This window comes from Cupriavidus sp. 05T41, from assembly GCF_056396525.1.
The window spans coordinates 64,432-89,416 of sequence record NZ_JBFTLQ010000019.1 but is presented as its reverse complement, the minus strand read 5'-3'; the positions used below and the strand labels follow the sequence as shown (position 1 = coordinate 89,416).

The window sequence follows — 24,985 nt, the reverse complement described above, 5'->3', positions numbered from 1 at the left end:
TGGGTGGCTGCGGGCTCCTGGCACTGCGCGCGCTGCCCTGAGCCGCCGCCGCTAGCGCGCGCACTTCTTGTACGGCGCATACTGCGCGCCGTTCCAGCGCCAGACCGGAAAGCAATTGCCCGGCCCGCCGATCTCGATGTCCGGATAGCCGAGGTGCTTCGTCTTGAGCACCGTGGCCTGCCCCGGAAAGCCGAACTGCGGCTGCCAGCGCCCGCTGCCATCCTTCACGTACAACTGCATCGAGACGCCGGCCATGCCGCCCACGCAAGTGCCGTAGAAATTGGTGAAAACCTCGGGCTGGCCATCGCCGTTCAGGTCGACGACGGCGGCATCGTAGTCCACCGACTCATTGCATGACTTGTCGAAGACCTTGCCCTTGAGCGCCTTGAGCTGGCCTTGCGTGGCCTCGGCGACGAGTTTCGCATCGGCACCCGGCGCGGCGCCGGCAGGCATGGCCAGGGCCACGGCAAAGCCGCCGGCGACGGCCGGCGCAAACGCTGCGGCCAGGACAGATGGACGGCGGGGCATGGCGGTCTCCCTGAAGGCAAGGCAGCCCGGCACGGCATCGTGGCGCAAGCCGAAGGCTGCCCTTCGATGATATGAAGAACGGTTCGCCGCCGCCAGCTATCATGTCGGCCATTCCATTCGATTGCCGACCGCTGCAAGCCATGTCCGACAAGACCCCCGCAAACCAGCCCTATGCGCTGGAGAACCCCTTCCTCGAATCCCTCAACGTCACCATCGTGGAGTGGCAGCCGGACCTGGTACGCATGGCGCTGGTGCCCCAGCCCGCGCATCTCAACAACACCGGCGTGGTCCAGGGCGGCATCCTGGCCACGTTGCTGGACGCCGCCGGCGGCTATGCCGGCCTGTTCCCGGAAGGTGGCGTGCGGCGCGCCGCCACCACCATCTCGCTCAACGTCAACTATGTCTCGTCGGGGCAACTCGAACCGCTGGTGGTGACAGGCCGGCGCGTGGGCGGCGGACGGCGCGTGTTCTTCTCCAATGCAGAAGTCACCGACAGCCAGGGCCGGGTGATCGCCACCGCGCAGGCGGCATTCCGGCGCAAGGATCCGGTGCCCTCGGCCTGATCTTCCCGGCCATGGCGTTGCGCGACTGGCATGGGCGCCGATGCATGCCGCCCCCGGCACTTCACCTGCTGGGGCGGAAGTCGGAAATCAAGATCACGGCCAGCCTATGAGGCGCCGGATCTCAGGCCCCGTCCAGGAAGCGGCTGCGCAGGCCCAGGCGCGTGCCCAGCGTGGGGCCCAGCCAGCGCGAACGGTCCATGTAGGCCAGCTGCGCATTCTGGCTCTGGTCCATGTAGGGCTCTTGCGTGGGGGCCAGGTCGGTGCGCACGGGCTGGCTGGCGCCCTGCGTGTAAGGGTCGAACTTGTCCGGCGCGCGGGCACCGGCGTAGGGGTCGGTCAGGCCGGCGCCGCTATTGGACATGCCGCCCTGCGAATACGGACTGCGGGGCTCCTGCACGCCCACGCCCTGGGCCAGCGCGCAAACCGAAGCCATGGCGGCGCCTGCCATCAGCAGGGCCTTGGCGAATGAATGCTTCATAGGTACCTCCTCGGAGAGGAAAAGAGAGGAAAAGGGTCGCTCGCATGCGGAGCGCCTGGTCTCTTCCCAAGCCAGACATGTGCCAGTCAGACGCCGTCCGACAAGCATGCGGGCCGCTCGGGGGGGAGTGCTCGCGCGGGGCGGGCGGCATGCGTTGGCAGCGCTTGCCTGGCGGCCTCCCGGCGGCCTGCGCCGGGCGCGATGCGGACGAACACGCATGGGTTCACGTGGCCGGAAACAAAGGCGCACGATGGTAATCGTTACCTGCGCGCGCCGACTGCTCCGCCCGTGTCACAGGTGCATGTCACAGGTGCATGTCACGCGCGCAGATCATTGCGCGTGTGATGTGCATCAGCGCGCCTTATGCCATGCCGTGGCACGCGTCCGCGCACAGCTTGCAGGCAATCGCGCAGACCTGGCAGTGCCGCACGGCATGTCGTCCGCACTCGCTGGCGCAGGCCTCGCAGGCCTTGCTGCACAAGCGGCATATCTCCGCTGCATAGGGGCTGCCGCGCGCCATCGCGGCGGCGGCAAGCTGGCACAAGGCGGCGCACTCCATGTCCAGCCGGATGCATTCCGTCATGTCCGCGGCCTGCCCTTCCTGCAGGCACGACGCCGCGCAGTGGTTGCACGCCGCGGCGCAGGCATTGCACGCGTCGATGCAGGCTTGATAGTCATCCATCGTCATGGTGGCTCCTGGTCGGCTGGGAACGGGCGAGCTTCACGCGCAAATCGTGCCAGCTTGCCCTGCGCATGGCCGGGGCTGACAGCGCGCCCGGCGATGCGCGCCTTGCATGCAGCACGGGCAGAGTACAGGGGCGGCATGCCCGGGCCTGGCGCTATTCCCGCGTCGCTTGCGCCGGGTCCGCGGACAGCGGCGGCGCGATGTCTTCCAGCGGGCGCATCTCTGCGTTGACCGCGTAGCGCAAGGCAAACAGGCCCGCGGCGATCACCAGCAGCGCCCCGATGCCGTAGCCGGTAGCCACCGCCACGCGGCTGCCGCTTTCTATCAACGCGCCGAACAGCAGCGGGCCGATAAATCCGCCGCTCCCTGTTCCTACAGCGTAGAACACCGAGATCGCCAGCGCGCGCGTTTCCAGCGGAAACACCTCGCTGACCGTGAGATACGCCGAACTGGCCGCGGCCGACGCCAGGAAGAAAACCACCGACCAGCACAGGGCCTGGCTGCGCGCGTCGAGCCAGCCTTGCACGAAGGCCCAGCCGGTCAGCGCCAGGCCCACGCCGGACAGCACATAGGTCAGCCCGATCATGCGGCGCCGGCCGACTCTGTCGAACAGCGGGCCCAGCAGCAGCGGCCCGAGCACATTGCCCAGCGCGAACGGAAACATATACAGCCCCACGCGGTTGTCCGGCACGCCGTGAAAACGCGTCAGCACCAGCGCATAGGTGAAGAAGATCGCGTTGTAGAAAAATGCCTGCGACACCATCAGCGCCAGCGCCACCGCGCTGCGCATGCGCTAGCGCCGGAACAGCACGCCGGCGACCTCGCGCAGCGCGGGCGTGGCGCGGCGCACGAAGGTGATCGTGCCCGCCGCGGGCGGCAATGCGCCGTATTGCGCGATCACCTGCGACTCGATGTCCGCCACGATGCGGCCCGCCTCCGCCTCGCGCCCGTGCGACAGCAGCCAGCGCGGGCTCTCGGGCACATCGCGCCGTACCAGCAGGATGGCCAGCGCCAGCACGGCGCCGAGTGCGAACGCGGCGCGCCAGCCCAGCGCCGGGCCCAGTACGCGCGGATCCAGCAGGAGCAGGCTCAGCCCGGCGCCCAGTGCCGCGCCGAGCCAAAAGCTGCCGTTGATGGCCAGGTTGACGCGGCCGCGCACGCGGGCCGGGATCAGCTCATCGATGGCCGAATTGATCGCCGCGTATTCGCCGCCGATGCCGAGCCCGGTCAGGAAGCGGCACACCGCGAAGAACACGAAGCCCGTGGAGAATGCCGTGGCGAGCGTGGCGGCCATGTACACGGCCAGCGTCGCCAGGAACAAGGTCTTGCGTCCGAGGCGGTCCGCCAGCCGTCCGAACACCAGCGCGCCCGCCACCGCGCCCGCGACGTACAGGGAGCCGAGCCAGCCCACCTGCGCCGCATCCAGGCCGAGGCCGTCGGGACGCTCCAGCACGCCGCCGAGCGAGCCGACCAGCGTCACCTCCAGTCCGTCGAGCACCCATGCCACGCCCAGCGCGATGACCACGCGCCAGTGCCAGCGCGACCACGGCAAGCGGTCAAGGCGGGCCGGGATATCGCTGCGCGCGACCGGCGCGGCAGCCATGTCCGGCCCCTTTGGGCGCCCTGGCATATCTGACACTGGTGGCACGGGTTGCACGACGGGCATGGGCAGGTTCCGGCTGGCGGTGGCAGGCAGCGGGCTTCTGGCCCGGGCCTTGCGTGGAGCAGTGTCTTCTACGACAAACTCATCATAGGCAGATTCCATGCGGCGTCCCTGTCAAACCATCCTCGTGGTCGACGATGAACCCGGCGTGGCAGATGCGCTGGCGTGCGCGCTTGAGGACGCCGGCTATATCGTGGAGCGCGCCGCCGACGGATTCAGCGCTTATTTCATGGCGCAACGCGTGCATCCCAGCGTGGTAGTGACCGACTGGATCATGCCGCATGGCGACGGCGCGGTGCTGTGCGGCATGCTGCTGCACGACCACGCGCTCTGTGCCACGCCGCTGGTAATCTCGACCAGCATGCGCCCTGTGCCCACCATCGCCAACCCTAGCGTGCGCTACTGCCCCAAGCCTTGCCACCCCGACGAAGTAGTCCGGCTCGTACGCGAGCTCGCCGGCGAATCCGGCGAGTCCGGCGCATGCGGTCCGGCGCGGCCTTGAAACTCTTGCCATGCGCACCATGCCGTGCGCCGCCCGGGTGGCCTCGTTCCGGGTGCCGGGATCACATGGCAAATGAGCTGGGCAAATGGCAAGGCGAGGAACCTGCGCCGGCAAGCCAGGAGAGCGGTCCACGCACAGCGCAATGCATAGCCCATGCAGCACCTGGATCGGGCCGACACCGGCTCCGCTGCCATCGCTGTCGCATTTATTTTTTGATGCGTGTCAAGTGAGTGACGAAGCACAAACCCCCCGGTATTGGGGCAGCCGATCGACGCTCATGGTGAGACACTATGCGCGGGCGGGAAACCAAAGCGCTCGCCCATCTCACTTCGTCAATGCCCTCCGGACCAGACCGGCGGGCATTTTTTTACCTGTCGCGCGCGGGATGACCACCGCACGGGGCCATGCGACTTTTTTACATGAGCAGGAAAGTTCGGGATACCCCGCGGCCGGCATTCGTGCACCGGCGACCCCTCAGGCTGCCGCGCGCCGACCGCGCAGAGACCGGCCACCCGCGGACACCCGGCATCGCCTGCGCCCGGGCGAATTGTCCTGGCGCGAGTGGCACGATTCCTGCCAGTTCAGCATCGCATGACGGGAAGCCATTTGTCACATGGCTGGGGCTTGCGGGGACGCGGGCCGAGTGCCGCGTCCCCATTTTTTCCGCCCGGCATGCGCGCCCGGCCGCGCAGGGAATCCGCCATGCGCCGAACGCCGCAGCCGCGTCAATAGTTCTTCGCGCCTACACCAACAAGGGGGCAGCGCACCGGTGCCGCGCCGGCGCAAAATGCGGCCAGGCCGCACGTGGCGGCGCCATGCCCTGCCGGTGACGGCAGCCCCAGGACCCAACACCTTTGCCCACATGTTCCATGACCCGAAACCAATGACCGATGCGGCCAGCCGCCCGGATGGCGCGGCGCAGGTGGGTGCATTGCCCGCCCAGCCCCCGTCATCGTGCGAGCCCACGCTGCAGCAGATAGCCGAGCGCCGTACGCGCGCGCTTGCCGATGCGCTGGAAGAGGCCATCCGCTCGTCACCGGCAAGCTCGAGCCGCGCTACCGTGCGCGCGCGCACGCAGGCGGCGGCCAAGGCGTCCGGATAGGTCCCGCGGCCCGACAACCCGGCCGGCCGGGCGGATGCTTTCCCGCCTGGCGGAGACACCGGCTAATCCGCCAGCGGGAATCCGAACACATCCTGCGCGAGGTCGCGTTCGAAGACGGCCGTCCACGCACCCTGGACACCGTCGCGGTATTCCCTGGCTTCACCCCCGGTCACGCGGGCCACGGTGATGCTGCGGGACGCGTGCCCAGGAGCGCCGTCCCGCCCATCCTGCGCGCTGACCTCGAAGTCCTCAAGGGCAAAACCGTGCAGCGCGCAGGCGGACGCGAAGTCGTCGCGCTCCTGCGCCGGCAGTTCGTGGAACCGCAATTGCGCCATGGCCGTCTCCCGGGGCCGCCGCGGATGCCGGCGGTATCTCGTCTCTGATGAGAACCGCAGTATCGCAGCAAGGGGATTCGGCGGGCAACAAGGCTGCCCGGGAGAGAGACCAGGCCCCGCGGCCAGCGGATGCGCTCCCTGCGCGATGCCGTCGCCTCGCGTTTTCCGCGCCAGCGAGCCACCGCCGCCAACGCCTTCCGAAGGCTTCCGATTACCTCCCCGGTAATTGGCCCGCCGCGCGCCAGCGCCGACACTGAGCTTGCCTGGAACCGCCAGGCAAGCTCAACCGGAGCCGACCGCCATGCCCGCAGCCAGCCTTGCCCGCCTCGAACCCGCTTATCCTGCTTCTCCCGCTTCTCCCGCTTCTCCCGCCGCCACGTCTACCACGTCTACCACCGCCCCACTCCTCCCGATGGACTACGTGCAAACCCGCGACGGCGTTTCGCTGTTCGTGCGCGACTGGCACGACGGCAGCGCCGCCGGGGTGGTGCTGTTCGTTGCCAGCTGGGCCCTGTACTCGGATTCCTGGGGTGCCCAGATGGTGGCGCTGCGCGCCGCCGGCCTGCGCTGCATTGCCTACGACCGGCGCGGCCACGGGCGCTCGGGCGATCCGGGCCGCGGCTATGACTTCGATACGCTGGCCGACGACCTCGCCGATGTGATCGAGGCCCTGGACCTGCGGCGCGTCACGCTGGTGGGGCATTCGATGGCTGCCGGCGAGATCGTGCGCTATCTCTCGCGCCATGGCGCCAGCCGCGTCGCCGGCATGGTGCTGGTGGGCTGCACCACGCCGTGCCTGGCGCAGAGCGCGGACAACCCCGACGGCATCGCCCCCGCCCTGCTCGAGCAGGTCGCAGGCGAACTGGCCGGCGATTTCCCGCTGTGGGTGGAGAATAACCTCGCGCCCTTCGGCGGCGGGCTGTGCTCTGCGCCACGGCTGGAATGGGTGCGCGCGATGGCGTTGCAGACTTCGCTGCCGGCGCTGCTCGGCTGCAACCATGCCAACGCGTATGCGGATTTCCGCGCCGAGCTGCCGGCGATCCGCGTGCCGGCGCTGCTGGTGCACGGCGACAACGACGTGTCCTGCCCCCTGCCGCTCACCGCGCAGCGCACGGCTGCGCTGCTGCCCGATGCGCGCCTCGCCGTGTACGCAGGCGCACCGCACGGCCTGCCCTACACGCACGGGGCGCGGCTGTCTGCCGACATCCTCGGCTTCGTGCGCGGACTTGACTGACGATCCGCCGACGCCTGCCTGTCGCCTGCCTGTCGCCTGCCTGTTCCCTGCCTGATGGATCCCGACCGGAACCCCGCCATGTCCTCGCCCAGCCCCGAGCCAGCCGTAGCGCTGCCCTCGCTCGCCTCGCCGCGCGCCGCGCCGGCTTCGCATCCGCCCGCCACCGCCCCTGCGACCAGTTCTGCCATCACGCGCACCCGCGAGCGCCTGGCGATGCTGGTCATGCTGAGCGGCACCTTCATGGTGGTGATGGACTTCTTTATCGTCAACGTGGCGCTGCCGGCCATCCGGCATGACCTGCACGCCAGCGCCGGTGCGCTGCAGCTGGTGGTGGCCGGCTACGGCGTGGCCAACGCGGCCGGCCTGATCACCGGCGGGCGCCTGGGCGACATGCTCGGGCGCCGTCGCATGTTCATGCTGGGCCTGGCGCTGTTCGGGCTGGCTTCCGCCGCGTGCGGACTGGCGCCGGACGCCCGCGCGCTGGTGGCGGCGCGCGTGGCGCAGGGCCTGGGCGGCGCCTTGCTGCAGCCGCAGGTGCTGGCCATGCTGTCGCTGGCCTACACCGGGCCGGCACGCGCGCGCGCCTTTGCCGCCTACGGGCTCACGCTCGGGCTTGCCGCGCTGCTCGGCCAGCTGCTCGGCGGCGCGCTGATCCGTGCCGACCCGGGCGGCCTGGGCTGGCGCGCCTGCTTCCTGATCAACGTGCCGGTGGCCGCGGCGGCGCTGCTGCTGGCGCCGCGCGTGCTGCGCGCCGCGCCGCGGGTCCCGGGCAGCAAGCCGGACCTGCGCGGCATGGCCTTGCTTGCCACGGCCCTGTGCGCGCTGGTGTGGCCGTTGGTGGAGGGCCGCCAGCAAGGCTGGCCGCCAGCAACGCTGCTGGCGCTGGCCTTGGCCCCGCCGCTGCTGGCGCTGTTCGCATGGCAGCAGCGCCGGCTGCAGGCCCGTGGCGGCCAGCCGCTGGTCAGCCCCGCGCTGTTCGCCACGCCGGGCTTCGCGCGCGGGCTGGCGGTGACGCTGGCCTTCTATGCCGGCAATGCATCGTTCTATTTCGTGCTCGCGCTGTACCTGCAGGACGGACTCGGCCTGAGCCCGCTGCAAGGCGGCGGGGCCTTCACCATGCTGGCACTGGGCTTCTTCGGCGCCTCGCTGGCGGCGCCGCGCATTGCCGCGCGGCTGGGTCGCTCGTCCATCGCCTACGGCGCGCTGCTGCTGGCCGCAGGCCACTGGCTGCAACTGGCCAATGCGCTCTTGCCGTGGCATGCGCATGCCACCGCGCCGGTGGCGGCGATGCTCGGGCTTCTGGCGGTGCAAGGCGCCGGTATCGGCATGGTAATGGCGCCGCTGGCATCCGCAGTGCTGGCGGGCATGCCAGAGCGGCACGCAGGCGTCGCCTCCGGCGTCCTGGCTACCGTGCAACAGGTCGGCAACTCGGTCGGGGTGGCGCTGATCGGCAATGTCTTCTACGGCGTGCTGGAAGCCAGTGCCATGCCCCCGGACTGGCCTGGCTATACCCATGCCTACGCCTGGAGCCTGGCCTGCCTGCTCGGGCTGGCGCTGGCCGTCACCCACTTGTGCCGCGCCCGCCGGCAGGTGCCGGCGCCGTAGGCCCCGCCGCCTGCGTGGCGGGCCACCGTGGCATGGGTGGCGCCGCGCGGCGTCAGGGCCGGAATGCGACGCCGTGCCGACGCCGCCGCCCGCCTACTCCGAAGCCAGCACCCCATACGGCCGCACCCGGATCTGGTTGATCACCTCGGTGACGCCGTACACATCGTCGGCCACCTCTTCGATTTCGTATTTGATGTGCCGCTGGGTGACCGTGCCCTCCAGCGTGACCATGCCCCCGCTTACCGAAACCGTGACTTCGCTCACGTCGAGCGTGTGGTCGCAGGCAAGCCGCTCGCATACTTCCTCGCGCAGGCTCTCGTCCGAGCGGCGGTAGCCCTTCGGACCCATGCGCCGGCCGCGTTCGTACCCGCTCCGCTCATACCCGGCCCCCTGGTATTCATCCGGGCCGGCCATCCCCGCGCCCGGCCCCGCCGTGGCGACGCCGGGCGTCGCGCGTGCCCGCTGCGCGGCGCGGTAGCCGTCCGCATAACCGCTGGCGTAACCGCTGACGTAGCCCCGCCCGCCGGGGGCGCCATCCGGTGCGGCCGTGCCCTGGGTGCTGGCATAGCCATCGCCGTCCGGGCGGCGCGACGCGGGCGATACGAGCGCCTCATCGCGGCCGCGGTCCCAACGGCCCTGCCCCCAGGGCTGGCGCTCGCCACCGCCCATGCCGGCAATGGCGCTCGCCGGCCGGCGGAACCGGGCCTGCGGATAGCGCGATTCGTAGCGCGCGATTTCGTCTTCGCCGAGACGCCAGCTATCGTCGTTGCGATCGCCGGAATACCACGCGTGCCGCTGCGCGCGCCTTGTCGCACGCGCTCCGTCGTCGTTGCCGGGCGCATCCGCGCCGCCCGGCGCATACCGTTGCCGGCCGTATTCGTCTGTCCACGTACCCATGGCTATCCCCAATGTCGTTCCGGAGGGGACCAACGCCCCTCCACCATGGTTGATCGGGGCAAAATCCGTACCGGGTCCAGGCCGGCGGCCATGGCCCCGCCACGGCGGGCGCAGGCGGGCGGCCCATGCCGACAGCGAGCAGCAAGCGGCACGTGCGCCATGCGCTTCCCGCGTGTGCGCTTTACCCGGCGTTGTAATACGCACCCTCGCCTGCAGGCGGGGCCCGGCTGGATTTCGACCGGCCCGGCATCTAGAGTTAGCTAGCATCCTCCCCACCGCCGTGCCCACCGTGATGAGGTGACCTATGCAAAACGAAGCCGACACCCAGCGTGCGCCGGCAGACGCAGGGGCAGCGCTTTCGCCCCAGCACCTGCTGCAGCTCGGCATGGGATTCTGGGCCGCCAAGGCCATGCTGAGCGCCGTGGAACTTGGCGTGTTCACCCAACTGGCGCGGCAGCCGCTCGATGCCGGCGCGCTGGGCGCGGCGCTAGGCCTGCATCCGCGCGGCGCCGCGGATTTCCTCGATGCGCTGGTTGCGCTGCGCGTGCTCGACCGCGAGGACGGCGGGCAAGGCGGCGGACAGGAAGGCGGTGGACAAGGCGGCGCCGGCAGGTACCGCAACACGCCGGAAGCGGACCATTTTCTCGACAAGGCGAAATCCACCTATGTCGGCGGCCTGCTGGAGATGGCCAACGCACGCCTCTACCCCGCCTGGGGGGCGCTCACCGACTCGCTGCGCACCGGCAAGCCGCAGGGCGATGCCGCCGAGGGCACCGACCCGTTCGCCACGCTCTATCGCGACGAAGCGGGGCTGCGCGGGTTCCTGCGGGCGATGACCGGGGTCAGCCTGGCCGCCGCGCAAGCCATGGCGCAGCGCTTTCCATGGCAGGAATGCAAGACCGTCATCGATATCGGCGCCGCCCAGGGTGCGCTGCCGGTACAGCTTGCGCTGGCCCATCCACACCTGCGCGGCGGCGGCTTCGACCTGCCCGCGGTCGGGCCGGTGTTCGACGCCTACGTCGCCGAGCATGGCCTGCAGGACCGGCTGCGCTTCTACCCCGGCGATTTCTTCAACGATCCCTGCCCGCAGGCCGACGTGCTGGTGATGGGCCATATCCTCCATGACTGGGACCTGGAGCAGAAGCTGCATCTGCTGCGGCAGTGCCACGCGGCGCTGCCCTCGGGCGGTCGCCTGATCGTCTACGACGCCATGATCGACGACGCGCGCCGGCAGAACGCGTTCGGCCTGCTGATGAGCCTGAACATGCTGATCGAGACACCGGGCGGATTCGACTACACCGGCACGCAATGCTGCGACTGGGCCAGGCAGGCCGGCTTCGCGCAGGCGCGCGTGGAACCGCTCAGCGGTGCGGATTCGATGATGATCGCGACCAAGGCATAGCATCGCCACGGCATCGCGCGGCGGGACGTAGCCAACCGGAGACACAGCCATGGCTGAAATGAACAACGAGGACAAGGCAAAGATCGTCACCGTGCTGAACGGGATCCTCGAGGCCGAACTGGCCGGCGTGGTCCGCTACACGCACTACTCGCTGCTGGTGTTCGGCTTCGGCCGCATTCCCATCGTGTCGTGGCTGCGCGACCAGGCCAACGAATCGCTGCTGCATGCGCAGCAGGCCGGGGAATGGATCACCACGCTGGGCGCCTATCCGTCCCTGGCCATCGGCAAGCTGCTCGACAGCCACACCTTCGACACCGCCGCCATCCTGCGCGAATCGCTCGACGCCGAGATGGCCGCCCTCAAGCTCTACCGCGAACTCCTGGCGCTGGTCGAAGACCGCTCGGTGGCGCTCGAAGAATACGCGCGCCAGATGATCCAGCTCGAAGAACTCCATGCCGGCGAGGTGGACAAGATGCTGCGCAAGCCCGGCAGCACCGCGGCGTTCGCGCCGTCTGCGTGAGATCCCGGGCTAAGGCCCGGCCCCCCTTGGATTGCCGCCCGGACTTGCCTGCGTCCGCCACGCCATGCGTACGCTGCCCGGCCGCCAGCGCGGCTCGACCCGGGACACTAGCGTCGCGCGGACGGCCGCCGCAGCACCTCGCCCAGGTCTGCCCGCGCCAGGCGCTGCGCGGCCGCGCGGCTGTTGCCGGTCCAGTAGCTCTGGTCGGCGTGGGCAATGCGGTCCGCCGTGTTCTTCATATGCAGGAAGGCGGCCTTGCGCGCGGCCTCGGGATCGCGCGCCTCGATGGCGGCGCACATGGCTTCGTGCTCCGCGCGTACCTGCGCGGCCAGATCGGCGCGCTTCGCTTCGTTGCCGCGCGTGAGGCGGATGGCGTCCTGCAGCGCGCGCGTCAGCAGGCCCAGCAGTTCGGTGTAGTGCGGGTTGCCGGTGGCGCGCGACACGGCCATGTGGAAGGCCAGGTCCTCCTCCACGCCATCGCCGCCGGCCGCCGCCGCACGGTCGATGGCCTTGAGCGCGCGGCGGATCCGCGCCATCCCGGCCTCGCTGCGGCGCTCCGCCGCCAGCGCCGCCATCTCGGCTTCGATGCCGCGCCGCAGCTCGATGATGCGCACCACGCCCAGCGCGGGGTTATCGTCGTTGCGGCCGAGGCGGAAGGCCTCGCTGGCCTTGGGGTCGAGCACCACGGTGCCGCTGCCCTGGCGGGTTTCCACCAGTCCCTCCGACTTGAGCCGCGAAATGGCCTCGCGCACCACGGTGCGGCTCACGCCGTATTCCTCGGTCATGAACTTCTCGGTGGGCAGGCGCGCATTGACCGGATAGGTGCCCTTGCGGATCTGGCTTGCCAGCAGCTCGGTGATGCGGTCGGCCAGCGTCATCTCGCCGGGCGGCTTGCGCGGCGAGGCCGTGGCGTTCAGGGTGTCGGTGCGCATGCGGGCTCCGTCTCGGACTGGCTGGGTGCGGCTATCGGTATCGGCTTCGCTATCGGGCGGCATCCGTGGCTTCTCGTGCTTCTCGTGCTTCTCGTGCTTCTCGTGCTTCTTGTTCTTCTTGCCGGCGCGGTTGCCCGCGCTGGCCATCGTTCCGTGCCGATGATAGCACCGGGAACAAAGTGGTTGACAAACTCATCATATAAATTTGTAATACAAATTACTGACCAGCGCGACCGCGTCCCCGCCTCGGGACCGGCGTCTCCGAACGCCCGCAGAGGCGCCATCGCCAGTCACCGCACAGGAGACACCAAGCCATCGACGGCCTTGCGGCCCTGCAGCGCGGCGAACGGCCCGGCAACCTGCTGGCATCAGGCGGCACGAGCAGCGCCCTCACCCTCCCCCTCTCACTGTTCCTTTCCATCGATGCGGCCAATGCCCGCCCGGAGCGCCTGACCATGAAGATCACCCGTCCTTCGCTGTTTCGCCAGCAATGCCATGTCGGCGGTCGCTGGGTAGACGCCACCGGCCGCGAGACGCTGTCGGTCACCAACCCCGCCACCGGCGCCGTGATCGGCACGGTGCCGCGCATGACCGGCGCTGACGTGCAGGCCGCCATCGCTGCGGCCGGCCAGGCCTTGCCGGCATGGCGCGCCACCAGCGCCAAGGAGCGTGCCAGGATGCTGCGCCGCTGGTACGAGCTGTGCATGCAGCACCAGGAGGATCTCGCCACCATCCTCACCACCGAGCAAGGCAAGCCGATGCGCGAGTCGCGCGGCGAGATCGCTTACGGCTCGGGCTTTATCGAGTGGTTCTCCGAAGAGGCCAAGCGCATCTACGGCGACATCATCCCCGCCCCCGCCAGCGACCGCCGCATCGTGGTGATCAAGCAGCCGATCGGCGTGGTGGCCGCCATCACGCCGTGGAACTTCCCCAACGCCATGATCACGCGCAAGGCGGGGGCCGCGCTGGCCGCCGGCTGCACCATCGTGGTCAAGCCCGCCTCGGCCACGCCCTACTCGGCGCTGGCCCTGGCCGAACTGGCCAGCGAGGCCGGCATCCCGCCCGGCGTGTTCAACGTGGTGACCGGCTCCGCCGGCGTGGTCGGCCGCGAGCTGACCGGCAGCCCGGTGGTGCGCAAGCTCTCGTTCACGGGCTCCACCGAAGTCGGCAAGGAACTGATGGCGCAGTGCGCGGGCACGGTCAAGAAAGTCTCGATGGAACTGGGCGGCAACGCGCCCTTCATCGTCTTCGACGACGCCGACCTCGACGCCGCGGTGCTGGGCGTGATGGCCTCCAAGTTCCGCAATGCCGGCCAGACCTGCGTCTGCGCCAACCGCATCTTCGTGCAGGACGGCATCTACGACGCCTTCGCGGCAAAGCTCAGGACCGCGGTGGAAGCACAGGTGGTGGGCGACGGCCTGGACGACGGCGTGGACCTCGGCCCGCTGATCGACGACGCCGCGGTGCGCAAGGTCAAGGAGCATATCGAGGACGCGGTCGGGCTCGGCGCCAGGGTGCTCACGGGTGGCCAGCCGCACCCGCTGGGCGGGCACTTCTTCACGCCGACCATCCTCACCGAGGTCTCGCCCAAGGCCAGGCTGATGAACGAGGAAACCTTCGGCCCGGTGGCGCCGCTGATCCGCTTCTCCTCGGACGAGGAAGTCATCGCCATGGCCAACGACACCCCGTTCGGGCTGGCCGCCTACTTCTACACCGGCAGCTACGAGCGTTCCTGGCGCGTGGCCGAAGCGCTGGAGGTCGGCATCGTCGGCCTGAACGAAGGCATCATCTCCACCGAGGTCGCGCCCTTCGGCGGCGTGAAAGAATCCGGCGTGGGCCGCGAAGGCTCGAAATACGGCATCGAGGACTACGTCGAGATCAAGTACATCTGCGCCGGCGGCCTCGGCGGCAAGCGCGCCTGAAGCGCGCGCGGCCATCGGAAAACCGCCAGCCCGGCATCGAAACGGAGACAACATGAAGACAATCGGCATGATCGGCATCGGCATGATGGGCCACGGCATCGCCACCAATATCGCGAAGCACGGCCACCCGCTGGTGCTGCTCGACCATCCGGGCAACCAGCCGCTGGACAAGCTGCTGGCCGCGGGCGCCACCACCGCCGCCACTCCCGCCGAAGTGACGCGCGCCGCCGACGCCGTGATCCTCTGCGTCACCGGCACGCCGGAAGTCGAAGACGTCCTGTTCCGCCCCGATGGCGTGCTCGCCGGGCTGCGCCCGGGCACGGTGGTGATCGACTGCTCCACCGCCATCCCCTCGTCCACCGTGCGCATCGCGGACGCCGTGACCAGGGCCGGCGGCCGCTTTCTCGATGCGCCGATGACGCGCACGCCCAGGGAAGCCGCCGAAGGGCGTCTCAATCTCATCGTCGGCGGCGAGCGCGAACTGTTCGAGCAATACCGGCCGCTGCTGGCCTGCTTTGCCGAGAATATCGTCCATGCCGGCCCCGTCGGCTCCGGCCACCGGCTCAAGCTGCTGCACAACTACGTCTCGCTCGGCTTCTCCGCCGTGCTGGCCGAGGCCGCCGCGTGCGCCGAACGCGCCGACGTGGACCCGGCGGTGCTGCTCGAAGTGCTCTCCAAGGGCGGTGGCGACGGCGTCGTGCTCAACCGCCTGCGCCCCTATATCGAAGCACAGGACAACTCGGGCTTCCGCTTCTCGCTCGCCAACGCGCTCAAGGACATGGGCTACTACACCACCATGGCCGCGGAACTTGGCGCCGCGCGCGCCACTGCCGAAGCGGTACGGGACACCTATGAGCAGGCCAGCCACAGCGAGCGCGCGCAAGGCACGGTGCCGGAATTGATCTCGATTCTGGGGGACAGGCAGGCGGGATGAGTGCAACGCAGGCCGAAAGTGAGCGGCATGGCGCTCTTCGGCAAGCCGGATGCGGCGCAGGCGCCGCATCCGTCAGGATGGTTCTTCTTCTATATGTCGTCTAGATGCCGAGAATCTTCTTTGCCTCGCCAAGTGACTTCATGGACTCATCGTGCTTGCCAGCCTTGTGATAGGCCTCGCCGTCGGCGCGCAGCTTGGTCACCTTGGCGGCGTCTTCCGCCGACAGCGCCGGCTTGGTGGCAAGCTTGGCATCGATCGCCTTCATCTCGTTCGGGCAGTTGTGGGCCAGGGCCAGACCGCTTGCGCCGAGCAGGAACAGCGAAGCGGCAATGGGAATATATCTACGCACATCGGCCTCCATCGGGTATTGAGCGGATATTCAGCTTAGACCATCGGAGCTGAAGCAGCGCTATCGCTGGCGGGTCCGGCGCCGCGGCGCCCGGCGCGGTAAGCCCGCCGGGGCCGGTGCTATGATTCTGCCGCTCCATCCCAGCGCACGCGAGCCGATGACGCCAGACTCCGGGCAAGCCAAGCCCACGCCACCCGAAGCCAGACCGGAAACCACTCCCGGAGCCAGCCCCGACGCCACCTCCGCCCCCGCGGCGGCGCGCGCCAGAACCGATATCCGCCGCCTGGGCGCCCGCTTCGTCGCCATCTCCTGGCGCGACCTGGCGGTGTCCTTCGGCCCCGCCGTGGTGTTCTGCATCGCGGCCGCCTGGCTGGCGGTCTGGCTGATCCAGCCGGCGCCGCCCAATGCCATCACCATCAGCGCCGGGCCGAAGGACAGTTCGTTCTGGAACGCCGCCGAGAAGTACCGCGCGATCCTCGCGCGCAACGGCATCACGCTCACTGTGCTGCCGTCCGAGGGTTCGCTGCAGAACGTCGGGCGGCTGGCCGATCCCAAGCAGTCCGTCGACGTGGCCCTGGTCCAGGGCGGCGTCTCCGGCGAGGTGAACAAGGAGGGACTGGTCTCGCTCGGCAGCATGTTCTACGCGCCCATCAGCGTGCTGTACCGCGGCAAGGAAAAGCACAAGCTGTCGGATTTCCGCACGGCGCGCATCGCCATCGGCCGCGAAGGCAGCGGCAGCCGCGCGCTGGCGCTGACGCTGCTCAAGGCCAATGGCATCGAGCCCGGCGGCAGCGCCACGCTGCTCGCCCATGACGGCGACGAGGCGGCGCAGGCGCTGCTCGACGGCAAGATCGACGTGGCCATGCTGACCGGCGACTCCGCCACCGGCCCCACCATGCGCAAGCTGTTCCGCATGCCGGGCATCCGCCTGCTGGACTTCGCCCAGGCCGACGCGTACACGCGGCGCTTCCTCTACCTGCAGCAGCTGGTCCTGCCGGCCGGCGTGCTGGACCTGGGCAAGAACCTGCCCGTCCACCCGATCCACCTGATCAGCCCCACGGTGGAACTGGTGGCGCGCGACAACCTGCACCCCGCGCTGTCCGACCTGCTGATCGAGGCCGCGCGCGAAGTCCACGGCAAGCCCGGCTTGCTGCAGGGCGCGGGGCAATTCCCCTCGGCCACCGTGCACGAGTTCCCGCTCAGCGACGACGCCACGCGCTACTACGCCTCGGGCAAAGGCTTCCTGTACCGGCACCTGCCATTCTGGCTGGCCAGCCTGCTCGACCGCGCGCTGCTGGTGGTGGTGCCCATCCTGGTGCTGCTGATCCCCGCCTTCAAGGTGGTGCCCTCGCTCTATAGCTGGCGCGTCAAGTCGCGGATCTACCGCTGGTACGGCTCGCTGATCGAGATCGAACGCGTGGCGCTGGTCGATCCCACCGAGGAAGAGAAAGCCACCCTGATCGCCCGGCTGGACCACATCGAGGACGCCGTCAACCGGCTCAGGATGCCGCTGGCCTACGCCGACCAGTTCTATGTGCTGCGCGAGCATATCGCCTTTGTCCGACGGCGCCTGACCGGCGCGCCATAGCCCGGGCGGCGCGGCTCGCCGCCGGGTGCTATGATGGCCGCCGCCATCCGCCACAGAGCGGGTGCAAGGGTCAGACAGGGCGAGCCATGAGTAGAAGATTCTGGGTATCGAAGCGGACGGGAAACGGCACGCGGGTGGGGATCGGTGCGTCGTCCGGACGGGGCGGGAGCAACGATGCCCGGGTCTACGCCTCGCAGGACATCGGCAACGGCGTCAGGATCGGCGCCAGCATGCCGGCCGGCAGACTGCTGACGCTATGGGCCACGGGCGCCCTGGTGATCGGCATCGCGGTCGTGGTCATGCACTACGGCTTCGGCTGGTTCCCGGATGCCTGCAAGCCCGGCGACACGGCCTGCCTGGCGGCAGAGAACGCCAGGTACCAGGCGAGCATCCGGGAGCGCGTGGAAACACTCTACCGGACCCTCCACGATCCCGGAGCCGACGCCGCCGAACGGGAGAACGCAGCCTACTCCCTGGCGCGCTTCAAGGCCGACGGCCACGTCCCCATGGCCGAGCGCGCCGCCTACGCACACGAAAAGCGGGAAGAGGCCGAGCGCCAGGAACAGAAGCTGTTCGAGCAGGAGTCCCGCCATCTCGCCAGGATCCGCAATGCCATGATGCAACGCGGTTGGTATCCCAGTGAAGCCGACCGCCGCTTCCTCGATCAATCCGAAGAACTGGACCGCCAGGACCCCGGCCGCATTCAACGCCGCGAGAAGCTGGAGCCCGCCCAGCAGCGCGACGCTACCGGCATCGCGCGCGAGAGCGCCCGCCTCTACCAGCAGCGGCAGGCCGAAGACGCGCAGCGCCGCCAGCGCTTGCTGGCCGTGCAAGAGCGCCAGCAGGAGATCCTGAGCCGCGAGCAGAAGCCTGCCTTGCCGCAGGAGCAGCGCGAGCAAGCGCCGGCGCCGGCCGCAATCCAGGCACCCGCGCAGGGCGCGGACCGGAGCATGTACATGGGCGGGTGAGTGGCAAAGGGGCCGATCACCGCGGCCCTGCCCCTTCGGCCAGCGCGAAGCTCGCTGGCCTGGCCGCGCTCGCGATGCGTCTCGCCGGCCATGACGTGGCCGCGATCGTCGTGGACGACAACAAGCCCGAGGCAGGTTCCGATACGGACCTGATGCGGCAGATCCGCCTGGCGCCGGCCGAGCGCGCCGGCCTCAATTGCCCGCCGGCACGCCGAGCAGGCCCAGCGCCCGCGCCAGCACCGGCGACTGGTTGCCGGGATGCCAGATCACCGAATACTCGGCCTGCGCCTGCGCAGCCGTGCCCGCCAGCGGCTTGAGCACCACGCCGGGCAGCGCCGCCCGGCCCAGCGTGCGCGGCACCAGCGAAACGCCCCGCCCCAGCGCCACCAGGCTCACCACCGAAAGCAGGTGCCGCACGTAGTGCCGGATGTTCGGGCTGAAGCCGGATTGCAGGCAGGTGGAGACGATGAGATCGAAGTAGCCCGGCGCACTCTCGCGCGGAATCACGATGAAGGTCTCATCCTCCAGCTCGGCGGGGTCGATGCGCCGGCGCTGCGCCAGCCGGTGCGTGGCGGGCAGCGCGGCTACCAGCGGCGTGCGAGCGACCAGGTGCGTGGCCATCTCGCCGGCGCCGGCCTGCACCTGGGCAAAGCCGAGATCGATGCGGTCATGGCGCAGCGCTTCCACCTGCTCGGACGAGCCCATCTCCTCCCACACGGTCTCCACGCCGGCCAGGTCCCGCTCCAGCCGCGCGAACAGCTTCTCGATGCCGATATAGATCACGGCTGCCACAAAGCCGATGCGCAGGGTGCCGGTCTCGCCATGCTCGGCGCGGCGCACCACCTGCATGGCAATCTCGGCCTGGCTGAGAATGCGGCGCGCCTCCTGCACCAGCGCGCTACCCGCGGGCGTGAGCCGCACGCTGCGCTTGTTGCGGTCGAACAGCATCACGCCGAGCTGCGCCTCGAGCTGCTGGATGTGCTTGGTCAGCGGTGGCTGCGAAATGCGCAGGCGCTCGGCGGCGCGGCCAAAATGCAGCTCTTCGGCCAGGGCCAGGAACATTCGCAGGTCTCGCATTTCCATGCATCGTCTCGCATCGGATCAGGGTTCGGTAATTCTAATTTGGAATTAGTCTGTTCCAAAAAATATATTGGACGATGCCAGGCTCCGCTCCGCACAATGCAGCCAGCATCGCAAATGCAGCGCACCTGCGACCAGCACAGCGGCGCGATCCGTGCGCGACAGAACAGCAGCACAACAGAACGATACGGAGACAAGCCATTCCCGCGCGCGCCGCACCGGCAGCGTGGCGGCATGCCGTACCTCCGCCCAACGACCGAAGAAAGCCGCCATGACCCGACTCGCCCCGCTTGCCCCCGCCGACATGACCCCAGAGCAACGCGCCGTGCACGACACCATCGTCGCCGGCCCGCGCGGGCAGGTGCGCGGCCCGCTCGCCGTGTGGCTGCACCGCCCCAAGCTGGCCGCGACCGCGCAGGCGCTGGGCCAGTATTGCCGCTATGACTCTTCGCTGCCGGCGCGCCTGTCGGAGCTGGCCATCCTGGTGATGGGGCAGTTCTGGGGCGCCGAGTTCGAATGGTGGGCGCACAAGCCGCTGGCACTGAAGGCCGGCATCAGCGCCGAGGTGGTCGAAGCCATCCGCACCGGCCAGGCGCCGCGGTGCGATCGCGAGGACGAGGCCGTGGTGATCGCGGTGATGCACAGCCTGACGCGCGAGCGCAGGATCCCTGCGGCGCTCTACCAGCAGGCCGTGGACGTGCTGGGCCAGGACAACGTGATCGACCTGGTCGGGCTGGCCGGCTACTACACGCTGATTTCCATGACGATCAACGCCTTCGAGGTGATGCCGCCCGAAGGCACGGCGCCGGAACTCGGCGACGCCCGTGGCGGCTGAATAGACATCCCCGCGCCATCCCTGGCACCGCCTCTCCAATGAACACGCAAGCACGCAAGGAAGCACAGATCATGTCGAAGAGACTGCAGGGCAAGGTCGTCATCGTCACCGGCGCAGGATGCGTCGGCCCCGGATGGGGCAACGGGCGCGCCGTCGCGGTGCGCTTCGCCGAAGAGGGCGCCAGGGTATTCGCCGTGGACAAGAGCGCGGCGGCCATGGAAGAAACGCTGGAGCGCGTGCGCGCCGTGCAGGGCGAGGTCGAGCCCCATACCTGCGACATGACCAGCGCCGCCGGGGTGCAGGCCATGGTCGAGGCCTGCGTGGCCCGTTTCGGACGCGTGGACATCCTCGTCAACAACGTGGGCGGCTCCGCCCGCGGCGGCCCGGTGGATCTCAGCGAGGAAAGCTGGGATGCGCAGATCGATTTCAACCTGAAGAGCGTCTTCCTGGCCTGCAAGCAGGTGCTGCCGCTGATGGTGGCGCAGGGCGGCGGCGCCATCGTCAATACCGCCTCCACCTCGGGCATCCGCTGGACCGGCGCGGCCCAGGTCGGCTATGCCTCGGCCAAGGCCGCGGTGATCCAGTTCTCGCGCGTGGTGGCGGTGGAGTACGCCAGGCAGAATGTCCGCGTCAACACCGTCATCCCCGGGCAGATGCATACGCCCATGGTGGAAGCACGCCTGGCCGGCCAGCGCGCCGGCGGCGACGTGGACGCCCTGCTTGCGCAGCGCGTGGCGCGCATCCCGCTGGGCTTCATGGGCGACGGGCGCGATACGGCCAACGCCGCGCTGTTCCTGGCCTCGGACGAGGCGCGCTTCGTCACGGGCGCGGAGCTCGTGGTGGACGGCGGCATGAGCGTGCGCTGCGACTGAGCGGACGAACCCGACAAGAAAACCAGGAGACAAACCACAGATGGCATCGCGCAATCGTCCTTGCCCCACCCGCCGCACCGTGCTCAACGCCCTGCTGGGCGCAGCCGTGGCCGCCGGCATGCTTTCGGGGGCCACGCAGGCCAGCGCCGCGGGCTACCCGGACAAGCCCGTGCGCATGGTGGTCGCCTTCTCGCCTGGCGGCCCCACCGACATCATCGCGCGCGTGATCGCGCGCAAGCTGGGCGAGCGCCTCGGCCAGCAGGTGCTGGTTGACAATCGCCCCGGGGCCGGCGGCAATATCGCCTCGGAGCAGGTCGCGAAGGCGCCGGCGGACGGCTACACGCTGCTCTACAACAGCTCCTCCATCGCCATTTCGCCAGCGCTGTTCCACAAGCCTGGCCTGAACCCGGCGGAGATCTTCACGCCGGTGGCCTATGTCGCCACGGTGCCGCTGGTGGTGATCGTCAATGCCGCCACGCCGGTCAAGACACCGCAGGACTTCCTCAAGCTGCTCAAGGCCCAGCCGGGCAAGCTCAACTTCGGTTCGTCCGGCAACGGCACCATCGACCACCTGACCAGCGTGCTGTTCGCCGCGAAGACCGGCACCACGTTCAACCATATCCCATACAAGGGCAACGCCGCTGCGCTGCCCGACCTGCTCTCGGGCCGGCTCGATTTCATGATGTCCGGCAGCCTGAACGCCGTCATGCCCTTCATCAAGGACGGCAAGCTGCGCGCGATTGCCGCCACCACCAGCCGCCGCGTGTCGATCCTGCCCGACACGCCCACACTGGCGGAGACCATCACGCCCGGCTTCGACTCGGGCACATGGCAGGGCATCGTGGCGCCGGCCGGCCTGCCCGCGGCCATCGCCGCGCGGCTGAACCGCGAAGTCGCGGCGGTGCTGGCCGACCCCGAGACCATTGCCGCCCTGCATGCCCAGGGCGCCGAGCCCATCGGCGGCAGCGCCGCCAGATACGGCGAACTGATCAAGACCGAGTACGCACGATGGACGCGCGTGGTCAAGGAAACCGGCGCGAGCTCGGACTAGGCGTCCGGACCAAGCGCCCGGACCAGGCACAGCCCGGCCCCGCCCGTCTCCGATCAATTCGCAGCCAGGAGAACAAGACCCATCATGACCCAGCCTGACGCCGGTGCCGCCACGCGCGGCACCTGGGATTGCCACACCCATATCTTTGGCCCCTACGATGCGCATCCGCTGCCGTCGGACGCCATCTACAGCCCGCCCGCGGCACCCTTCGCCGAGCTGCGCGCGCTGCACGCGGCGCTCGGCATCGTCCACGGCGTGCTGGTGCAGGGCGCCTGCTACGGCGACGATCACAGCGCCCTGCTGGCGGCGCTGGATGCCAGCGCCGGCACCTACCGCGGCGTGGCGCTGATCGATCCCGAGATCGACGAGGCGCGCCTGGCGGACATGCATGCGCGCGGCGTGCGCGGCATCCGGCTTGGCCTGATGTCGCACCTGGGCGGCGCCATCGATCCGGGCCGCATGCGGGCCATGCTCGATCGCATCCGTCCCTATGGCTGGCATGCGCTGCTGCACGGCCAGCTGACGGACGTGACCGGAGCGCTGGAGACACTCGAGGCGCACGGCGTCAAGCTGGTCGTGGACCACATGGCGCGCGTCGAGGCGGCGCGCGGCGTGGACTACGCGGAATTCACCGCGCTGGAGCGGCTGCTGGCGCTGCCCAATGTGTGGATCAAGCTGTCGGGCCCGGACCGCATCACCAGCGGCACGGCGCCCTTCGCCGCCGCCGTGCCGGTGGCCCGCCGCCTGCTGGAGATCGCACCCGCGCGCGCCATCTGGGGCAGCGACTGGCCCCATCCCAATATCGCCTACGCGCGCCCGGACGAAGCGCAGCTGCTGGCGTGGATCCACGCCGTCTGTGGCGGCGCGGCCGGCGCCGATGCCGTGCTGGTCCGCAACCCTGCCCGCCTGTACGCCTGACCCCACCCGGAGATCCCATGACCAGCCTTGCCCCCGCTCCAATGCCGCTGATCCGCTACCCGGACCCCGCCGTGCAGGTGCTCAGCCCCGCCTTCGAGAAATACCGGCTGGTGCTGGCCGCGGTGGAGCGCATCGCCGGCGGCAGCCGCTGGGCCGAAGGCCCGGTATGGTTCGGCGACGGCCGCTACCTGCTGTGGAGCGACATCCCCGGCAACCGCATCCTCAAATGGGAGGAAGCCACCGGCGCCATCAGCGAGTTCCGCGCCCCTTCCGGCCACGCCAACGGCAACACGCGCGATCGCCAGGGCCGGCTGGTGAGCTGCGAGCATGGCGGCAGGCGCGTCACGCGCACCGAGTACGACGGCAGCATCACCGTGCTGATGGACCGCTTCGAGGGCAAGCGCCTGAACTCGCCGAACGACGTGGTGGTGAAGTCCGACGGCTCGATCTGGTTCACCGACCCGCCCTTCGGCATCGCCGGCTACTACCAGGGCGAACAGGCCGAAGCCGAGCTGCCCGAGCGGCTGTACCGGCTCGACCCCGTGACCGGCGCCGCCAGCGTGGTGGCCGACGACATCAGCGGCCCCAATGGCCTGGCCTTCTCCCCGGATGAACGCATCCTGTACGTGATCGAATCGCGCGCCCGCCCGCGCCGTATCCGCGCGTTCGACGTGGAGGCCGGCGGCGCCCGGCTCGGCGCCAGCCGGGTGCTGGTGGACGCCGGGCCCGGCACGCCGGACGGCTTCCGCGTGGATGTGGACGGCAACCTCTGGTGCGGCTGGGGCATGGGCACGCCGGAGCTCGATGGCGTGCGCGTGTTCTCGCCGCAAGGCGAGCCGATCGGCCATATCGCGCTGCCCGAGCGCTGCGCCAACCTCTGCTTTGGCGGGCGCCAGCGCAACCGGCTCTTCATGGCGTCGTGCACCTCGATCTACGCGCTTTACGTAAATACGCAAGGCGCGGCGGGCGGGTAAGCGCCTGGTGCGCCCACACCCCGGCTAGCGCCACGCATGCGAACGACAGGACAGGAGACCTAGATGCAACCACGCACCACACGCCGCGCGCTCGGCACCGCACTGCTGGCGAGCCTGCTCGCGCCGCTGCTGGCCTTGCCCGGCACCGCGCAGGCCGCACCCATCACCCGCCTGGTGGTGGCCTTCCCCGCGGGCGGCCCGGCCGACTCCCTGGCGCGCGTGATCTCGCGCCAGCTGGAGACCGAACTGAAGCAGACCGTGGTCATCGACAACCGGCCGGGCGCCAACGGCGCCATCGCCGCCGGCTTTGTCGCCAAGTCGCCGCCGGACGGCTCCGTGCTGTTCCTCACCAGCGCCGGCGCCATCGTCATCAACCCGGCCCTGTACGCAAACCTGCCCTACAACCCGCAGAAGGACCTGGCGCCGATCTCGATGGTGGTCAACACGCCCGAGGTGCTGGTGGTCAAGCCCGATGCCAGCGCCGCCACCGCCGCCGCCTTCGTCAAGCAGTCGCAGCAGGCCGCCAAGCCGCCCAGCCTCGCCTCCACCGGCGTCGGCAGCATGCCGCACATGGCGATCGAGCTGTTCAAGGCGGCCACCAGCGTCAACTTCCTGCACGTGGCCTATAAAGGCGCCGCCCCGGCCATCACCGACACCCTCGGCGGCCAGGTGGATGCCTTCTTCGGCGACGCCTCCGGCCTGATGCCCTTCATCACCAGCAAGCGTCTCAGGCCCATCGGCGTGGCCGCGCCCCGGCGCCTGCCTTTCCTGCCCGAAGTGCCCACGCTGGCCGAGCTCGGCATCGCCAATGTCGAGGCCAGCAACTGGTACGGCATGATGGCGCCGGCCGGCACGCCGCCTGCCGTGGTCAACCGCATCAATGAAGCGCTGCGCCACACGCTGGCCGCGCCGGAGGTCCGCAAGAGCCTGGACCAGCTAGGCCTGGTGCCGGCGCCGGGCAGCGCGGCGGAATTCGCCGCCATCATCCGCGCGGACGCCGCCAAATGGGCCCGCGTCATCAAAGACCGCAATATCCACGGAGAATAAG

Annotated in this window: 25 protein-coding genes and 1 pseudogene; 17 read left to right on the top strand and 9 right to left on the bottom strand. The window is 69.6% G+C overall.

All coding sequences use genetic code 11. From position 1 onward, the window contains the following. Positions 1–51: 51 nt before the first annotated feature. Positions 52–528, bottom strand: coding sequence for a hypothetical protein (locus AC1DKV_RS14035; protein ID WP_441616692.1), 477 nt, complete (start codon positions 526–528; stop codon positions 52–54). A 140-nt stretch (positions 529–668) separates the two neighbouring features. Here AC1DKV_RS14035 and AC1DKV_RS14030 point away from each other — a divergent pair, with 140 nt between their 5' ends. Beyond that, positions 669–1,091, top strand: a complete 423-nt coding sequence (locus AC1DKV_RS14030) for a PaaI family thioesterase (protein WP_441616690.1) — start codon at positions 669–671, stop codon at positions 1,089–1,091. Positions 1,092–1,212: 121 nt separating this feature from the next. Here AC1DKV_RS14030 and AC1DKV_RS14025 read toward each other — a convergent pair whose 3' ends face one another. The 3 genes and pseudogenes from AC1DKV_RS14025 to AC1DKV_RS14015 all read right to left on the bottom strand — a co-directional run bounded on the left by AC1DKV_RS14025 (position 1,213) and on the right by AC1DKV_RS14015 (position 3,884). Next, positions 1,213–1,569, bottom strand: coding sequence for an endonuclease (locus AC1DKV_RS14025; protein ID WP_441616688.1), 357 nt, complete (start codon positions 1,567–1,569; stop codon positions 1,213–1,215). Between the two features lie 361 nt (positions 1,570–1,930). Next, a complete protein-coding gene (locus tag AC1DKV_RS14020; RefSeq protein WP_441643334.1) occupies positions 1,931–2,257 on the bottom strand; it encodes a four-helix bundle copper-binding protein in 327 nt (108 codons plus the stop codon). 151 nt (positions 2,258–2,408) lie between these two features. Then, positions 2,409–3,884 (bottom strand): annotated as a pseudogene (locus tag AC1DKV_RS14015) (MFS transporter). A gap of 133 nt (positions 3,885–4,017) precedes the next feature. Between AC1DKV_RS14015 and AC1DKV_RS14010 the strand changes: the two are divergent. Together AC1DKV_RS14010 and AC1DKV_RS14005 are read left to right on the top strand one after the other, a co-directional pair. Then, positions 4,018–4,419, top strand: a complete 402-nt coding sequence (locus AC1DKV_RS14010; protein WP_441616684.1) for a response regulator transcription factor — start codon at positions 4,018–4,020, stop codon at positions 4,417–4,419. 883 nt (positions 4,420–5,302) lie between these two features. Further along, positions 5,303–5,521: a hypothetical protein gene (locus AC1DKV_RS14005; RefSeq protein ID WP_441616682.1), complete on the top strand. Its 219-nt coding sequence runs from the start codon at positions 5,303–5,305 to the stop codon at positions 5,519–5,521. A gap of 62 nt (positions 5,522–5,583) precedes the next feature. Here AC1DKV_RS14005 and AC1DKV_RS14000 read toward each other — a convergent pair whose 3' ends face one another. Next, positions 5,584–5,856, bottom strand: coding sequence for a hypothetical protein (locus AC1DKV_RS14000; RefSeq protein WP_441616680.1), 273 nt, complete (start codon positions 5,854–5,856; stop codon positions 5,584–5,586). A 412-nt stretch (positions 5,857–6,268) separates the two neighbouring features. On the opposite strand from AC1DKV_RS14000, the gene AC1DKV_RS13995 reads away from it, so the two are divergent. Both AC1DKV_RS13995 and AC1DKV_RS13990 read left to right on the top strand, forming a co-directional pair. Beyond that, entirely contained in the window at positions 6,269–7,090 is an 822-nt protein-coding gene (locus AC1DKV_RS13995) for an alpha/beta fold hydrolase (protein ID WP_441616678.1), read from the top strand. 78 nt (positions 7,091–7,168) lie between these two features. Then, the gene (locus AC1DKV_RS13990; protein ID WP_441616676.1) at positions 7,169–8,695 is read left to right on the top strand and encodes an MFS transporter; all 1,527 of its coding nucleotides are present in this window, start codon (positions 7,169–7,171) and stop codon (positions 8,693–8,695) included. A gap of 93 nt (positions 8,696–8,788) precedes the next feature. Here AC1DKV_RS13990 and AC1DKV_RS13985 read toward each other — a convergent pair whose 3' ends face one another. Continuing rightward, positions 8,789–9,592, bottom strand: coding sequence for a BON domain-containing protein (locus AC1DKV_RS13985; protein WP_441616674.1), 804 nt, complete (start codon positions 9,590–9,592; stop codon positions 8,789–8,791). Between the two features lie 304 nt (positions 9,593–9,896). On the opposite strand from AC1DKV_RS13985, the gene AC1DKV_RS13980 reads away from it, so the two are divergent. Beyond that, complete coding sequence (locus AC1DKV_RS13980; protein ID WP_441616672.1) at positions 9,897–10,994, top strand: methyltransferase; 1,098 nt, start codon at positions 9,897–9,899, stop codon at positions 10,992–10,994. A 49-nt stretch (positions 10,995–11,043) separates the two neighbouring features. Further along, positions 11,044–11,514 carry a ferritin-like domain-containing protein gene (locus AC1DKV_RS13975; protein WP_441616671.1) on the top strand — a complete coding sequence of 157 codons (471 nt, stop codon included), beginning with the start codon at positions 11,044–11,046 and terminating at the stop codon, positions 11,512–11,514. 107 nt (positions 11,515–11,621) lie between these two features. Here the strand turns inward: AC1DKV_RS13975 and AC1DKV_RS13970 are convergent, their stop codons facing one another. Further along, positions 11,622–12,593 (bottom strand): FadR/GntR family transcriptional regulator, encoded by a 972-nt coding sequence (locus AC1DKV_RS13970; protein WP_441649924.1) that lies wholly within the window; start codon positions 12,591–12,593, stop codon positions 11,622–11,624. Between the two features lie 308 nt (positions 12,594–12,901). Between AC1DKV_RS13970 and AC1DKV_RS13965 the strand changes: the two genes are divergently transcribed. Both AC1DKV_RS13965 and AC1DKV_RS13960 read left to right on the top strand, forming a co-directional pair. Further along, a complete protein-coding gene (locus AC1DKV_RS13965; protein WP_441616667.1) occupies positions 12,902–14,368 on the top strand; it encodes an NAD-dependent succinate-semialdehyde dehydrogenase in 1,467 nt (488 codons plus the stop codon). A 52-nt stretch (positions 14,369–14,420) separates the two neighbouring features. Then, positions 14,421–15,302, top strand: coding sequence for an NAD(P)-dependent oxidoreductase (locus AC1DKV_RS13960; protein ID WP_441616665.1), 882 nt, complete (start codon positions 14,421–14,423; stop codon positions 15,300–15,302). A 100-nt stretch (positions 15,303–15,402) separates the two neighbouring features. Here AC1DKV_RS13960 and AC1DKV_RS13955 read toward each other — a convergent pair whose 3' ends face one another. After that, on the bottom strand, positions 15,403–15,663 hold the full coding sequence (locus AC1DKV_RS13955; protein WP_441616663.1) for a hypothetical protein: 261 nt from the start codon (positions 15,661–15,663) through the stop codon (positions 15,403–15,405). A gap of 145 nt (positions 15,664–15,808) precedes the next feature. On the opposite strand from AC1DKV_RS13955, the gene AC1DKV_RS13950 reads away from it, so the two are divergent. Next, positions 15,809–17,239 (top strand): TAXI family TRAP transporter solute-binding subunit, encoded by a 1,431-nt coding sequence (locus tag AC1DKV_RS13950; protein ID WP_441643333.1) that lies wholly within the window; start codon positions 15,809–15,811, stop codon positions 17,237–17,239. Between the two features lie 86 nt (positions 17,240–17,325). Continuing rightward, positions 17,326–18,207 (top strand): hypothetical protein, encoded by an 882-nt coding sequence (locus AC1DKV_RS13945; RefSeq protein WP_441616659.1) that lies wholly within the window; start codon positions 17,326–17,328, stop codon positions 18,205–18,207. A 192-nt stretch (positions 18,208–18,399) separates the two neighbouring features. Here AC1DKV_RS13945 and AC1DKV_RS13940 read toward each other — a convergent pair whose 3' ends face one another. Then, complete coding sequence (locus AC1DKV_RS13940; protein WP_441616657.1) at positions 18,400–19,290, bottom strand: LysR substrate-binding domain-containing protein; 891 nt, start codon at positions 19,288–19,290, stop codon at positions 18,400–18,402. Positions 19,291–19,558: 268 nt separating this feature from the next. On the opposite strand from AC1DKV_RS13940, the gene AC1DKV_RS13935 reads away from it, so the two are divergent. From AC1DKV_RS13935 to AC1DKV_RS13910, 6 genes are all read left to right on the top strand, one after another. Then, entirely contained in the window at positions 19,559–20,122 is a 564-nt protein-coding gene (locus AC1DKV_RS13935) for a carboxymuconolactone decarboxylase family protein (RefSeq protein WP_441616655.1), read from the top strand. Between the two features lie 71 nt (positions 20,123–20,193). After that, a complete protein-coding gene (locus AC1DKV_RS13930) occupies positions 20,194–20,994 on the top strand; it encodes an SDR family NAD(P)-dependent oxidoreductase (protein ID WP_441616653.1) in 801 nt (266 codons plus the stop codon). Positions 20,995–21,034: 40 nt separating this feature from the next. Next, positions 21,035–22,045, top strand: coding sequence for a Bug family tripartite tricarboxylate transporter substrate binding protein (locus AC1DKV_RS13925; RefSeq protein ID WP_441616651.1), 1,011 nt, complete (start codon positions 21,035–21,037; stop codon positions 22,043–22,045). Positions 22,046–22,129: 84 nt separating this feature from the next. Beyond that, positions 22,130–22,963, top strand: coding sequence for an amidohydrolase family protein (locus tag AC1DKV_RS13920; protein WP_441616649.1), 834 nt, complete (start codon positions 22,130–22,132; stop codon positions 22,961–22,963). A gap of 17 nt (positions 22,964–22,980) precedes the next feature. Beyond that, on the top strand, positions 22,981–23,937 hold the full coding sequence (locus AC1DKV_RS13915) for an SMP-30/gluconolactonase/LRE family protein (protein WP_441616647.1): 957 nt from the start codon (positions 22,981–22,983) through the stop codon (positions 23,935–23,937). A gap of 63 nt (positions 23,938–24,000) precedes the next feature. After that, positions 24,001–24,984, top strand: a complete 984-nt coding sequence (locus AC1DKV_RS13910) for a Bug family tripartite tricarboxylate transporter substrate binding protein (RefSeq protein ID WP_441616645.1) — start codon at positions 24,001–24,003, stop codon at positions 24,982–24,984. The last annotated feature ends 1 nt before the right edge of the window (position 24,985 follow it).

Coding starts and splice junctions, on each gene's coding strand:
- AC1DKV_RS14025 (WP_441616688.1), bottom strand. CDS start 1,569: ATGAAGCATTCATTCGCCAAGGCCCTGCTGATGGCAGGCGCCGCCATG.
- AC1DKV_RS13955 (WP_441616663.1), bottom strand. CDS start 15,663: ATGGAGGCCGATGTGCGTAGATATATTCCCATTGCCGCTTCGCTGTTC.
- AC1DKV_RS13995 (WP_441616678.1), top strand. CDS start 6,269: ATGGACTACGTGCAAACCCGCGACGGCGTTTCGCTGTTCGTGCGCGAC.
- AC1DKV_RS13965 (WP_441616667.1), top strand. CDS start 12,902: ATGAAGATCACCCGTCCTTCGCTGTTTCGCCAGCAATGCCATGTCGGC.
- AC1DKV_RS13980 (WP_441616672.1), top strand. CDS start 9,897: ATGCAAAACGAAGCCGACACCCAGCGTGCGCCGGCAGACGCAGGGGCA.
- AC1DKV_RS14030 (WP_441616690.1), top strand. CDS start 669: ATGTCCGACAAGACCCCCGCAAACCAGCCCTATGCGCTGGAGAACCCC.
- AC1DKV_RS14005 (WP_441616682.1), top strand. CDS start 5,303: ATGACCGATGCGGCCAGCCGCCCGGATGGCGCGGCGCAGGTGGGTGCA.
- AC1DKV_RS14000 (WP_441616680.1), bottom strand. CDS start 5,856: ATGGCGCAATTGCGGTTCCACGAACTGCCGGCGCAGGAGCGCGACGAC.
- AC1DKV_RS13940 (WP_441616657.1), bottom strand. CDS start 19,290: ATGGAAATGCGAGACCTGCGAATGTTCCTGGCCCTGGCCGAAGAGCTG.
- AC1DKV_RS13990 (WP_441616676.1), top strand. CDS start 7,169: ATGTCCTCGCCCAGCCCCGAGCCAGCCGTAGCGCTGCCCTCGCTCGCC.
- AC1DKV_RS14010 (WP_441616684.1), top strand. CDS start 4,018: ATGCGGCGTCCCTGTCAAACCATCCTCGTGGTCGACGATGAACCCGGC.
- AC1DKV_RS13985 (WP_441616674.1), bottom strand. CDS start 9,592: ATGGGTACGTGGACAGACGAATACGGCCGGCAACGGTATGCGCCGGGC.
- AC1DKV_RS13970 (WP_441649924.1), bottom strand. CDS start 12,593: ATGGCCAGCGCGGGCAACCGCGCCGGCAAGAAGAACAAGAAGCACGAG.
- AC1DKV_RS13975 (WP_441616671.1), top strand. CDS start 11,044: ATGGCTGAAATGAACAACGAGGACAAGGCAAAGATCGTCACCGTGCTG.
- AC1DKV_RS13960 (WP_441616665.1), top strand. CDS start 14,421: ATGAAGACAATCGGCATGATCGGCATCGGCATGATGGGCCACGGCATC.
- AC1DKV_RS13925 (WP_441616651.1), top strand. CDS start 21,035: ATGGCATCGCGCAATCGTCCTTGCCCCACCCGCCGCACCGTGCTCAAC.
- AC1DKV_RS13945 (WP_441616659.1), top strand. CDS start 17,326: ATGAGTAGAAGATTCTGGGTATCGAAGCGGACGGGAAACGGCACGCGG.
- AC1DKV_RS14035 (WP_441616692.1), bottom strand. CDS start 528: ATGCCCCGCCGTCCATCTGTCCTGGCCGCAGCGTTTGCGCCGGCCGTC.
- AC1DKV_RS13930 (WP_441616653.1), top strand. CDS start 20,194: ATGTCGAAGAGACTGCAGGGCAAGGTCGTCATCGTCACCGGCGCAGGA.
- AC1DKV_RS13935 (WP_441616655.1), top strand. CDS start 19,559: ATGACCCGACTCGCCCCGCTTGCCCCCGCCGACATGACCCCAGAGCAA.
- AC1DKV_RS13920 (WP_441616649.1), top strand. CDS start 22,130: ATGACCCAGCCTGACGCCGGTGCCGCCACGCGCGGCACCTGGGATTGC.
- AC1DKV_RS14020 (WP_441643334.1), bottom strand. CDS start 2,257: ATGACGATGGATGACTATCAAGCCTGCATCGACGCGTGCAATGCCTGC.
- AC1DKV_RS13910 (WP_441616645.1), top strand. CDS start 24,001: ATGCAACCACGCACCACACGCCGCGCGCTCGGCACCGCACTGCTGGCG.
- AC1DKV_RS13950 (WP_441643333.1), top strand. CDS start 15,809: ATGACGCCAGACTCCGGGCAAGCCAAGCCCACGCCACCCGAAGCCAGA.
- AC1DKV_RS13915 (WP_441616647.1), top strand. CDS start 22,981: ATGACCAGCCTTGCCCCCGCTCCAATGCCGCTGATCCGCTACCCGGAC.